The 12593-nt window shown below is 67.4% G+C and carries 6 protein-coding genes and 4 pseudogenes; 6 read left to right on the top strand and 4 right to left on the bottom strand.

Features of this window, described 5'->3' with window-relative positions; genetic code table 11:
* Nucleotides 1-32: 32 nt before the first annotated feature.
* Both ACQEVU_RS49450 and ACQEVU_RS49445 read right to left on the bottom strand, forming a co-directional pair.
* Nucleotides 33-434, bottom strand: coding sequence for a hypothetical protein (locus ACQEVU_RS49450; RefSeq protein ID WP_433337201.1), 402 nt, complete (start codon nucleotides 432-434; stop codon nucleotides 33-35).
* 32 nt (nucleotides 435-466) lie between these two features.
* Nucleotides 467-1009 (bottom strand): hypothetical protein, encoded by a 543-nt coding sequence (locus ACQEVU_RS49445; protein ID WP_433337199.1) that lies wholly within the window; start codon nucleotides 1007-1009, stop codon nucleotides 467-469.
* 976 nt (nucleotides 1010-1985) lie between these two features.
* On the opposite strand from ACQEVU_RS49445, the gene ACQEVU_RS49440 reads away from it, so the two are divergent.
* A complete protein-coding gene (locus ACQEVU_RS49440; RefSeq protein ID WP_433337197.1) occupies nucleotides 1986-5861 on the top strand; it encodes an FG-GAP-like repeat-containing protein in 3876 nt (1291 codons plus the stop codon).
* 136 nt (nucleotides 5862-5997) lie between these two features.
* On the opposite strand, the pseudogene ACQEVU_RS49435 reads toward ACQEVU_RS49440, so the two are convergent.
* Nucleotides 5998-6444: pseudogene (locus ACQEVU_RS49435) on the bottom strand (DDE-type integrase/transposase/recombinase); the annotation flags it as partial.
* Between the two features lie 53 nt (nucleotides 6445-6497).
* On the opposite strand from ACQEVU_RS49435, the pseudogene ACQEVU_RS49430 reads away from it, so the two are divergent.
* From ACQEVU_RS49430 to ACQEVU_RS49420, 3 genes and pseudogenes are all read left to right on the top strand, one after another.
* A pseudogene (locus ACQEVU_RS49430) lies at nucleotides 6498-7732 on the top strand (IS3 family transposase).
* Nucleotides 7733-7762: 30 nt separating this feature from the next.
* A pseudogene (locus tag ACQEVU_RS49425) lies at nucleotides 7763-8242 on the top strand (IS630 family transposase); the annotation flags it as partial.
* A 370-nt stretch (nucleotides 8243-8612) separates the two neighbouring features.
* On the top strand, nucleotides 8613-9728 hold the full coding sequence (locus ACQEVU_RS49420) for a MerR family transcriptional regulator (protein WP_433337195.1): 1116 nt from the start codon (nucleotides 8613-8615) through the stop codon (nucleotides 9726-9728).
* Nucleotides 9729-9775: 47 nt separating this feature from the next.
* On the opposite strand, the gene ACQEVU_RS49415 is transcribed toward ACQEVU_RS49420, so the two are convergent.
* Nucleotides 9776-10684, bottom strand: coding sequence for a hypothetical protein (locus ACQEVU_RS49415; RefSeq protein ID WP_433337193.1), 909 nt, complete (start codon nucleotides 10682-10684; stop codon nucleotides 9776-9778).
* Nucleotides 10685-11634: 950 nt separating this feature from the next.
* Between ACQEVU_RS49415 and ACQEVU_RS49410 the strand changes: the two are divergent.
* Nucleotides 11635-11847: pseudogene (locus ACQEVU_RS49410) on the top strand (pentapeptide repeat-containing protein); the annotation flags it as partial.
* Between the two features lie 302 nt (nucleotides 11848-12149).
* Nucleotides 12150-12380, top strand: a complete 231-nt coding sequence (locus ACQEVU_RS49405) for a hypothetical protein (protein WP_433339791.1) — start codon at nucleotides 12150-12152, stop codon at nucleotides 12378-12380.
* Nucleotides 12381-12593: the final 213 nt, after the last annotated feature.

The following is a 12593-nucleotide window of genomic DNA, read 5'->3' as shown; positions in this document are numbered from 1 at the left end:
GGGTTCCAGTTCCCGCCCCATCCGGGACCTGATCACCGTGTGGCGGCTCGAATCCCTGCGACGAGCGCCGCGACCAGTAACCCGAGCACGAGCACGAGCAGCACAACAGGACCCAGCAACAGCACCAGTACCAAGATCAACACCACGGCAAGCTTCATTTCGGGGCTTGTCCGCGACCAAGCACCCTTTATCGCGGCCCAGACAGGGTTCTTTCCCCGCAACTTGGCTTTCAGCCCCTCGAAGACCGCCTGCGTGGTGGGCCCCCGGCTTGCCACAAAATCGTTGAGATCGTCGGCCCAGTCATCCGCCTTCCGGGACGCCTTCGCAGTGGCGTACCCGAGGGCCGCTTCTCGTAGGTCACTCAGCGCAGGTGCGAGGCCCGTCGACGCGGGGGCGCACTTGGTGGCTCCACCGGCGGTGTTCGATGCTGTCATGTCGTGCTCTCCTCACCAAGAGTACCTCCCTTTTAGACCGCGGGTTCGGGTTCGAGTCTCTGGCGGCCTACTGTCTGGCCTGCACTTCTTGGGCGGTCCGTCTGTCCGGTGTGGACGGTGGTTGCTCGCTGCTTGCTTCTTGGCGCTCTTGATCTGCCGGGGCCGTGCCGGTCCAGGGCGATGACCCGGCGGCTGGCTGCTCTTCGGCGGCCGATGAGGACCCTGCGCCTGGCACAGGTGATCTGTTGCGTGATCGTGGCGGTGCCGCGCTGGAGGTCGATGTCGAACCAGCGCAACCCGATCGCCTCGCCGGGACGCAGGCTGCGCAAGAGCAATGAGCCACCACAGGGCCAAAGCCGGTTACCGGCGACCCGGTCGCGGAAGGCGGCGAGGCGCTCGGCCGTCCAGACCGCCACCTTGTCGGGGACGGCATGCTGCTGGCCGCCGTCGCCGATCCGGTTCAGCAGCTCGTTGAGGCTCTCCTGGTCGGCCGGGAACGGTGTCGGCCCGGGGGTGTCGGGCGTGACTCGGGTGTTCGCGCCGCAGCCGGACGTGCGCACCACCGGCGAGGCCACGGATCCGCCGTCCGGCCCGCGGGCCACCGCCCAGGTCGCGGTGACCGCCGCGCCGATGGCGACTGCGGCGCCCAGCCCCGCGGCGGGCCCGGATCCGGCGGACGCGGCGCAACCCGGCCGGATACGCCTCCACGGTGCCGGTCGCCGTCCCGGCCGGGTCGCGCAGGTCCGCGCGGATGTCTTCGACGTCGCTCACCGGTTCGCCTACTGCCCGCCCACGCCGCGCACCCTCCCGGTAGTCCGCCCGCTGCTGCACATACGCAGCGGCGGCGTTGCCCTGCTTGCGCTCGGCGCGAGCGGATCGCGGCCAGGTGCGAACCCGAGGCTGTTTCGGCTAGCGTGACCGCGGACCCGGGATAGGGGATGACGGTGACACGACGCAGAATGGCGGCCGGGCTGCTGGTTCCGGCGGTATTTGTGCTGGTCGGTGCAACGGCCTGCGGGCCCAAGGCGCAGCCGGCGACGGCTCAGCCCGCCGCGGTCGTGCCGTCGACCGGGTCCGTGGAGATGCCGTCACCGCCCACACCGCCGACGCTCGCGGCTCTGCCGGTCGTAGCCCCAGGGCCGGGCCGCACTGCAGATGGCCGGAGCCGCCACGAATCCAGCCTGAGGTGACTGTTTTGACAGGTTAACGGCCCGCCGCGTCGGCTTCCTCCACATATGCCTGCGCGGGCTGTTCGCATCGACGGAATTCTGGCACACTACGCACGCCCGATCGTCGATCATGGGGGTTTTCATGCTGCTCCGCCGGACGGTGGCTGTGGCGTGCGTGCTGGCGGTGGTGAGCCCGTTAGGGCCTTCTGCCTTTGCCGCGCCGGCACCCGATCACAAGTTTGAAGTCAAGAGTCTGTCCAAACCGCAACGCCCGCGCGACCTCAAGGAGCGTGCGTTCGACCCGCACGCCGTGCTGGTGCAGTTCAAGAAGGAGGCCTCGGCTTCGGCCGCGGACCGCGCGGTGCAAAGTCGCAGTGCTCGCGTGGTCGGTACCGTGCCGGGCACCAGCTACGTCAAGGTGACCGCGGCGGGTGCGGCGACCGACCTTCTCCGCGAAATGCGCAAGGACTCCGCCGTCGCCAGCGTTTCGCTGGACTACCGGCGAACGATGAGTGCCGCGCCCAATGACCCGGCCTACGTCTACAACTATCAGGGCTACCTGAACACGGTCCGGCTGCCGCAGGCATGGGACCGGACGAAGGGCTCGACCGACCAGATCATTGCGGTGGTCGACTCAGGTGTCGACGCGAAGCACGAGGATCTCGCCGGCCGGACCGTGGCCGGCTACAACGCCATCACCAACGTGCCGACCGCAGCCAACGCGAACACCGACGACAACGGCCACGGCACGATGGTCGCCGGCATCGCTGCGGCCAACACCAACAACGGCATCGGCGTCGCGGGGGTGGCCTGGAACGGCCGGGTCATGCCGGTCAAGGTCCTCGACTCGCAGGGCAACGGCTACGACTCCGACATCGCCAAGGGCATCGTCTGGGCGGCCGATCATGGTGCGAAGATCATCAACCTCTCGCTCGGTGGCCCCGGGGACAGCAGCGTCCTGCACGACGCGGTCACCTACGCAACGGGCAAGGGCTCGCTCGTCGTGGTGGCGGCCGGCAACACGGGCGACAACACCCCGCAGTACCCGGCGGCCTACCCGGAGGTGCTGGCGGTCGCCGCGACCGATGGCGCCGGAAAGCTGACCGACTTCAGCTCGTGGGGCGACTGGGTCGACGTGGCCGCACCGGGCTTCGACATCGTCTCCAGCTACCCGGGCCAGCAGTACTACATCGGCGCCGGCACGTCGTTCTCGGCGCCGATCGTGTCGGGCGTCGCCGCGCTCATTCGCGGCGCCAACCCGGCGATGACCCCGGCCCAGCTCATCACGACGATCAAGTCGACCGCCCGGGATGCCGGCCCGCGGGGCTTCGACCCCTACTACGGCGCCGGTGTGCTCGACGCCCTCAACGCCGTGGGCGGCCCGTGGGCCCCGGAGTTCGCCCAGCCCGCGCTGGGTCCGGACGAACCCAACGACGTTCCGGCCCGGGCCACCGCCTTCACCACCTCGATCACCGGCACGATCGGGATCGAAGGTGACGTCGACTGGTACCGTTTCGACTCCGCCTCGCAGAGGGCGGTGACCGTCCGGGTGACGCCTCCGACGTACGACGGCAACGTCGGCCAGAACTTCGACCCGGTACTCGCGGTGTACGACAAGGATCTGCGCCTGATCGGCACCGCCGACAGCCAGGACCCCACCGCGACGGAGAAGTTGAGTTTCACGCTCGGTGTCGGCACGTACTACGTCGCAGTGCACAACTACAACGGCGCTGCGGACACCCGGCCGTACACGGTGGCCATCGACTCCGCGCCCAGCACTCAGTTCGAGCCTGCGCAGTCGACCAAGACGGGTTCGTGGGCGCAGTCCGTGGCCATCGGCGACGTCACCGGCGACGGCCGTAACGACGTCATCCTTGCCACGACCTACTACTTCGACGCGGTGAACGACTACAAGCTGTTCGTCTTCGCGCAGACGGCGGACGGCTCGCTCGCCCCTCCCGTCAAGTATTCGACGCAGCTGCAGTACTCCGACAGCGCCGGCCTTGCGGTACTCGACGCAAACGGCGACGGACGCCTTGACGTGGCCCTGGCCACTGGGGCAGGCGTCCAGATCTTCCTCCAGACCCAGGCGGGAGTGCTGTCGGACAACGGCATCCTGCCCGGCACCACCGCCGCCTCGCACCTCGTCGCGGCCGACATGGACGCCGACGGTGACGCCGATCTGGTCGTGGTCGGTTCTTCCGGCATCGTGCTGCTCACCCAGGGGCCGGCGGGTACCTTCGCGGCGTCGACCGTCTCGACGAGCTCCAGCGGGGAGGTCGAGGTTGGCGATGTCGACGGCGACGGCCGAGCCGACGTCGTCGGCTTCCAGGCCGGGACCGTGAACGTCTACCACCACACCGTCGACGGTTGGAACCGCACCGACCACAACGCCATCGTCGGCTACTGGCCCTCCATCGAGGGCATCGAGGTCGCGGACGTGACCGGCGACGGCAAGGCCGACGTCATCGCCACAATCGGCGGCAACCAGCCGGGTGCGCGGATCAACGTGTTCGCGCAGAACGCCACCGGCGGGCTCGACACGCCCAAGGTCTACTCCACGGCCGACATCCCGGAGCCGGTCGAGGTGGCCGACATCACCGGTGACTCGCGGCCCGACGTCGTGACCGCGCACGGGGGATGGAACACGCTGAGCGTGCTTGCGCAGAAGAGCGACGGCACGCTCGACACCCCGACGACCTCGTCCATTCCGTACGCGTCGCACTACGACGTGCAGGGTCTGGCGCTGGGCGACATCAACGGCGACAAGCGCATCGACGCGGTCATCGCCGACTACAACAGCGGGCTCGTCGTGATGCGCAACGGATCCGGTGCGACGCCGGGCCGGGAGCAGGCGTGGGTCCGGACGATCGGTACGGCCGACTTCGCGACCGGGGTCGCGCTGAACGCCGCGCCGACCGTGACGTTCGCGCGGACGGTGGATCCGGCCTCGGTGAACGCCACCACGGTGCGGCTGGTGCACGGGGTCACCCAGCAGAATGTGCCGGCCACGGTGACCTACGACGCCGCGACCGCCACCGCGAAGGTGACCCCGGCCGCGTCGCTGCAGGACAACACGCCGTACCGGCTCGTGGTCGCCGGGGTCAAGGACCAGGCCGGCGCGATCCAGAACGAGCCGTTCACGTCGACGTTCCGCACGCTCGACACGGCGCCGGCGGCGGTGACCAACCTCCAGGCGGACGGCGGCACCGGCGTCGTCTCCTGGACGGCGGCCGCGATCACCGACCTGGACCAGGTGATCGTCCGGGCGGCGGCCGGCACGACGGCGCCCGACTCGGTCACCGCGGGCATCGGCATCTACGCCGGGGCCGGCACCAGCGTCACAACGGCCAACCTGACCAAGGGCACCGCGTACACGTTCCGGGCTTTCACCAAGGACCGCTCGGGCAAGATCACGAGTGGCCCGACGGTCCAGATGACCGTGACGGCGTACCGGTTGCGTGTCGACTTCAACGGCGACGGCAACACCGACGTTGCCGGTATCGACGCGAACAGCGACATCAGGTTGTACACCGGTGACGGCACCGGCAAGCTCGTCGGTAGCGGGCCGGCGATGTGGCCCACGGGCGGTCTCTGGGCCGGCTTCAAGCACATCGTCGCCGCCGACTTCAACGGCGACGGCAAGGTCGACATTGCCGGAATCGACGCCAATAACGACATCCGGCTGTACACCGGTGACGGCACCGGCAAGCTCGTCGGGAGCGGTCCGGCGATGTGGCCGACCGGCGGGCTGTGGGCCGGCTTCAAGAAGATCGTCGCCGGCGACTTCAACGGCGACGGCAAGGTGGACATTGCCGGTATCGACGCGAACAGCGACATCCGGCTGTACACCGGTGACGGCACCGGCAAGCTCGTCGGTAGCGGTCCCGCGATGTGGCCCACGGGCGGTCTCTGGGCCGGCTTCAAGCACATCGAGGCCGCCGACTTCAATGGCGACGGCAAGGTCGACATTGCCGGTATCGACGCGAACAGCGACATCCGCCTGTACACCGGTGACGGCAACGGCAAGCTCGTCGGTAGCGGTCCCGCGATGTGGCCGACCGGCGGGCTGTGGGCCGGCTTCAAGTACATCGTCGCCGGCGACTTCAACAACGACGGCAAGGCCGACATTGCCGGAATCGACGCCAATAACGACATCCGGCTGTACACCGGCGACGGCACCGGCAAGCTGACCGGCGGCGGCGACGCGATGTGGCCGACCGGCGGCCTGTGGGGCGGCTTCAGGCAGCTGACCTGACGCTGCGCCCCGTGAACGAACGCGGGCCCGTGCCACCCGGCACGGGCCCGCTTCGCTGCAGCGCGTCGGAGGCCGCCGGGTGGTGCTGTTGCGTTTCGGGATCGATGGACATGTTGAGCCCGTTCTCGTTCCGAGGTCAGACCGCGCTGGCGAGTTCGGCGAACGCAGTAGCGACCCGCGTTGCTGGCGGGGCGTCGACGGCGAGTTCGTAGTGCCCGCGCCGCAGGTTCTGCATGAACGCGTGCCTTGCGATGATCACCTGCGCTGTCGTGTCTGTTCGCAACCCCCGCATCGGTCTCAACCGGTGTTTGAGCTGGCTGTGATCGGCCTCGATCGGATTGTTGACGTACCGCTCGACATGGTGCCACGCGGACGGGATCAGCTCGTCGAGCACGCTTGGGTACACCGCGGCGGCGTCAGTGACCACCTCGCTGGGCTTGACCTTCAGCGTGGACAGCGCCCGGCGGAAGAACCTCCGAGCGGCGCCGGCATCGCGGCGGGCTGAGAGGAGCACGTCGATGACCTGTCCGTACTGATCGACCGCCCGGTACACGTACCGCCAGACTCCGTTGACTCTGACGTAGTGTCCCGCACCGGGTTTGATGGAGACATCGAAACCTGGGAGAAGATCGAGTTATGCCGGCACCGAAGAAGTACCCCGACGAACTGCGTGAGCGTGCGACCCGACTGGCCCTTGAAGCCCGCCGGGATCCGGCGTCCGCGGTCGGGGCGATCCGGCGGATCGCAGGGCAGCTCGGGGTCCATCCGGAGGCGTTGCGGGTCTGGGTGAAGCAGGCCGAGACCGACGCCGGTGCGCGGCCGGGCACCACCAGCAGCGACGCCGAGCGGATCGCCGCGCTCGAGCGGGAGGTGCGTGAGCTGCGGCGGGCGAACCAGATCCTGAAGTCCGCGGCGTCTTTCTTCGCGGCCGAGTTGGACCGGCCGTCGCGATGAAGGTCGCGTTCGTCGACTCCCAGAAGGATCAGCACGGTGTCCAGCCGGTCCTGCAGGCGCTGGAAGGCACGCCGGCACAGATCGCACCGTCGACCTACTACGCCACCAAGACCCGCCCGGTCAGCGCCCGTTGCCGCCGCGACGAGGAACTGAACGCGCTGATCACGCGGATCCACGCCGAGAACTACGGCGTCTACGGGGCCCGCAAAATCTGGCACGAGCTGCGCCGCCAGAGCGTCGAGGTGGCCCGGTGCACCGTCGAACGGCTGATGCGCGCCGCGGGGCTGCGCGGACTGCTGCGGGACAAGACACCCCGCACGACGCGGCCCGCGCCGGAGACCGACCGGCCTCGTGACCTGGTCGAACGGAACTTCACCGCCACCAGGCCGAACCAGCTGTGGGTCGCCGACCTGACCTACGTACGCACCGCCGCCGGCTGGGCGTACGCCGCGTTCGTCCTCGACGTGTACTCCCGCATGATCGTCGGCTGGCAGGTGTCCACCTCGCTCTACACCGACCTCGCGTTGGACGCGCTGAAGATGGCCGTCTGGCGTCGCCAGCATCACGGCGCTGACCTGCAAGGACTCGTGCATCACTCGGACCGCGGCGTGCAATATCGAGCGGTTCGCTACAGCCAGCGGCTCGCCGAGGCCGGCGCCGTCGCCTCGGTCGGTTCGAAGGGCGACTCGTACGACAACGCCATGGCCGAGGCGTTCAACTCTCTCTACAAGGCCGAACTCGTGCGCAACAAGGGTCCATGGCGCGGGCTCGACGACCTGGAGATGGCCACCGTCGAGTACATCGACTGGTACAACAACCGCAGGCTTCATGGCGAGCTCGGACACGTCCCGCCCGCCGAGTACGAGGCCCTACACGCGATGGCCCGGACGGTCACCGCACCCCTGGAAACCAGATAAACCACTCTCCATCAAACCCGGGGCTTGACAGTACGCCACGGCACCACCAGCCTGTTCGCCGCATTGGACATCGCCACCGGCAAGGTCATCGGCCAGCATCAGCGCCGGCACCGCCATCAGGAGTTCCTGCGGTTCCTACGCACCATCGACGCCAACACCCCACCCGAACTGGACCTGCACCTGGTCTGCGACAACTACGCCACCCACAAGACCCCGGCGATCCGCACCTGGCTGGCCGCGCACCCACGCTTCCACCTGCACTTCACGCCGACCTCCGGCAGCTGGCTCAACCTGGTCGAACGCTGGTTCGCCGAACTCACCAACCGCAAGCTGCGCCGATCCACCCACCGCAGCGTCAAGGCCCTCGAAGACGACGTCAACGCATGGATCACGGCATGGAACGACAACCCGAAACCCTTTGTCTGGACCAAAACCGCCGACCAGATCCTCGACAGCCTCGCGAACTACTGCACCACGATCAATAAAACTTCTAACGACTCAGGACACTAGTATCGATCATTGACTGCCCGTCGAGCTCCACCGTCATCGCCCTCTGGCTCGGCCACGAAAGCGTTGCCACCACCCAGATCTATGTCCACGCCGACCTCGCGCTCAAGGAACGCGCGCTGGCCCGAACCACGCCGCTCGGCACTACTCCGGGGCGCTACCAGCCCACTGACACGATCGTCGCCTTCCTGGAGAATCTGTGATTATGCCGACGACATCCGCCGGCTCGCCGACGAGCCGGCGGGCCGCCAGCACACAGAAATCCTCGACTACAAGAGGTGGACGCTCGCCGACCCGACGTCCGGAGCGGAAACTCGATCATGCCGGGGAAGCGCTTGTCCCTCACGTGGCGTCATGCCACATAGTCGGAGGCGTGGAGGAGCAACTGACCGTAGGGCGTGTGGCCGAGTTGGCCGGTGTGACCATCCGCACGCTGCATCACTACGACGAGATCGGCCTGCTGCAGCCATCGGCGCGGACCCTCGCGGGATACCGGGCCTATTCCGCAGACGACGTGGAACGGCTGCGGGAAGTGCTCGCCTACCGGCGGCTCGGCTTCGGTTTGCGGGAGATCGCGGATCTGGTTGACGACCCGTCCACCGACGCGGTCGCGCATCTGCGCCGGCTACGAGGCCTGCTGCTGGAACAGCGTGACCGCGCTGCTGCCATGGTGACGGCCATCGACAGCGAACTACAGGCACGAGCAATGGGAATCAGGACAACCCCGGAGGAGCAACTGAAAATGTTCGGCGCGCAGCTGTACGACGCCATCGGATCCGCCTACCCGGCCACACGGCGCACCGAGCCCCGGATCGCCGCGCGCATCTGGGATGCGCTCGGGGACGCCCAAACAGTATTGAACGTCGGAGCAGGCACCGGCTCCTACGAACCACCAAACCGAGACGTCACGGCGGTGGAGCCGTCGGCGGTCATGCGGGCACAACGTCCCGCGGATGCCGCACCGTGCGTCGCAGCCGGAGCCGAGGACCTGCCGTTCGAGGACCAGTCGTTTGACGCCGCCATGGCGGTCAGCACCGTACATCACTGGCCGGACCCAGTCGCCGGGCTGCGTGAGATGAAGCGGGTGGCCCGCCGCGTGGTCGTGTTCACCTACGACGCCGACAACACCGGCTGGCGCGAGCGGTTCTGGCTCACCCGCGACTACCTGCCTGAGTTCGCTGACCTTCTCATCGGCTGGCCGTCCTTGGCCGACCTCACTCGAGCGATCGGAGGCCGCGCGGAGCCGGTGCTCATTCCGTGGGACTGCGCTGACGGCTTTTTCGAGGCGCATTGGCGCCGGCCCGAGGCCTATCTGGATCAACATGTGCGCCGTGCGGTATCGGTATGGACCAGGGTCGGACCGCAAGCCGAGCAGCGGGCAGTAGGCAGACTCCGCGAAGACCTGTCCTCAGGCCGATGGGCCGAGCGCAACCGCGACCTCGTCGCCCTCGACGCGGCAGAACTCGGCCTTCGTCTGCTCATCGCCTGAACACCACCACGACAAGCGCGCCAGCAGTGGGCCTCGCAGCCCGGACGTCAACCCCGGCGGATCGTACGGATCTGGCCGCGATCCACGCGCCATCCCACGTCCAACGATTCCGCACCGCTGACGACGACGGCGGGTTGCCCGGCCCGCCCGGCGTCGCAATGGCCCGAGTGCCTTGCGTTCCTGCGCCGACAAGACTTCTGCACGGGCCCGTCGGCATAATCATGAGGTCCGCATAAGTACTCATGCAGGGCGTGCAGCAGGTGCCGCTGGCTCCAGATCAGCATCCGGTCCAACAACTCACGACGGCAAGTCTGTACCCACCGCTCCATGATCGCGTTCATGCGCGGCATCCGGATCCCGCTGAGCACGATTTCGACACCCGCATCCTTGAGAACGGCGTCGAACAACGCCGGGAACTTGCCGTCCCGGTCGCGGATCAGGTCCTTCACCCGCCATCCGGCATCCTCGAGGTCCATCACGAGGTTGCGGGCGACCTGCGTCACCCACGTGGCGGTCGGGTGTGCGGTCGCGCCCAGGACACGGACGCGGCGGTTGGCGTGCTCGATCACCGCGAGCACGTACAGCCGTGTTCCGGTTAGGGTGACGGTCTCGAAGAAGTCGCAGGCTAGCAGGGTATCGGCCTGCGAGCGCAGGAAGTCGGCCCAGGTGCTGCAGGTCCGCTGGGGCGCCGGATCGATCCCGGCCTCCCGCAGAATCTCCCACAGGGTGGACGCGTGGCCGGCCGAACCGTCATGCGGCGTTGACCGTTGCCGCCAGTCTGGCCGCCACTGGCGGCAAAGTGGCAGTTCATCTGGGTGACGGATCAGATCACTGGTGCGGGCGGGACGTATCTGGCGAGGAATCCTCTGCAGTGAGTCAGTAAGCCTTGACCAGGCGAAACCGTACGGTGAAGATCTCCTCCTGTATGACGGCCAACGATCTTGGGTGTGTTTCACAGGCCACACCCAGGTCAGGATTCCTCTCGCAGACACCCTCCGCGTCAAGCCCGGCTACTCGCGTTCGTCGTCCTGTCGCACTGCCCGCTTCGCCCGCAGAGCTTCGTCGCCGCAGATTTGGGCCTCTGCGCCGGCCCGAGCTGTACGTGCCCAGACAGGTCGACATCCAGTCCGTTTGACCCCGCAGCGGCCACTCGCTGTGATCGGTACGAACGGCGCTCACGCCTACCGATCTGATCGAGGCGTTCCTTGCGCGGCCACGCTGCAATAGATGCGTGGCAACCCTCAGGGACCGTTTCGCCGCCGCTCGGGCCGCATGGAAAGCGCCAGACCGAAATGCGCCCCAGCCAGCGCCAGAAACGCGTGCAGCTTCGCGCGCGCCGAGGCAACTGACAGCTAGCGCGCCACGGACAAGGGTGGTGCCGCGCGCGCTCCGGCGCGGCGGGCCTGCGCTGCGCCTTGAAGGCGCCACGACGCCGGTGCAAGTCGGCATCCGGCCAGACTGGAGACAAACGCTAACTGCGCTGGCAGGCATCGTGTCAGTGTTGCTCGTCGCGATCGGTCTGTTCTACACCAACGAAGCGAACCGCAAGCAGCAGGAGGCGAGCCGCGCTCAGCAGGAGGTAAACCGCGCCCAGCAGGCGTTGGCCGAGCGAGGCCAGGTCACCGAACGCTTTAGCAGGGCTATTGACCAACTCGGCCAGGAGGGCTCAGACAAGCTCAGCATTCGCCTCGGCGGGATCTACGCCCTCCAGCGGCTGCTGCGAGATTCGCCCAGCGACGGTTCAGCGATCGTCCAAGTATTGACCGCCTTCGTCCGTACGCATGCAACTCCCCGTCTGCCCGGCGCACAACCTCGTACTGCGGTGCCGAGGTCGCCTATCGACGTGCAGGCGGCCGTAATCGTGTTAGCGCGTCGACCTTTCGAACTATCTGGCACAGACATCGACATGGCAGGTGTCACACTAGGACTTCCCGGCATCGCTCTAGACGACGCCGATCTCAGTCGGGTTGACCTACGGGGTGTTGATCTATCGAATGCTAACCTTCGGCGCGCTGACTTTAGTTTCGCGAACCTCTCGGATGCAACTCTTTCTGGCGCTGACTTGATGTCGGCCGATCTCAGCTATGCGGATCTGTCGGACGCTGATTTGTCGAATACAAATTTGTCCCAGTTCAACAGGACGATTATGATATTAAATCCCCCGTCGGACCGTGATGAACTTCGCGAGGCTGCAAGGAGAACGTCGCTTCCCATTCTGCATGGGGTAAACCTTGCCGGTGCGGACCTTGGTTTCGGACAATACACGGCTACCTTCCGGGGTGGTAGGACGAGAGCGCGACGAGGTCGTGGACGATCCGAAATAAGCACTGAGTCAACACGAGGAGTCAGTCGGTTCCTGCCGGGAGTAAACGGTCACTGCGGTAATGTGATCACTGTTGCCGCTACTCACGGGGGTGCGTCATGCGGCCACCGGTCGAGCCGATGCGCGCCGTCCCCGCCACCGAGCTCCCGGCCGGCCTGGTGTACGAGCCGAAATGGGACGGCTGGCGGTGCCTTGCCTTCGTCCAGTCCGACCGGGTCGTCCTGCAGTCCCGGCACGGCCGCAACCTGTCCCCGTACTTCCCCGACGTCATCCGGCTGCTGCGTGGGCTGCCCGCCGGTGTCGTTACCGAACTCGCCCCCGCCATCTGAAGCCCGGCCGGCACTCGCTTCAATGGGTCTCCGATCGGCAAACGCAACAGCGCCTCGGCGGGCGGGCTGGAGGGCAACGGCATCGGTCCGGCCATCGAGCGCCGTATCGTCATCCGCCACGGGGAGTGGATCTGGGGCGAGGCCCCCGGGCGGCGGCGCGGCGTTCCGGTTCACGCGTCTGCGGAACGCCGGCCGGCCGCCCTGACCCTGCTG

This window comes from Dactylosporangium sp. CA-139066 (assembly GCF_050936175.1).
Lineage (GTDB): Bacteria > Actinomycetota > Actinomycetes > Mycobacteriales > Micromonosporaceae > Dactylosporangium.
Note: the sequence above shows the minus strand (reverse complement) of the source record. Positions and strands in the feature narration are given on the sequence as shown.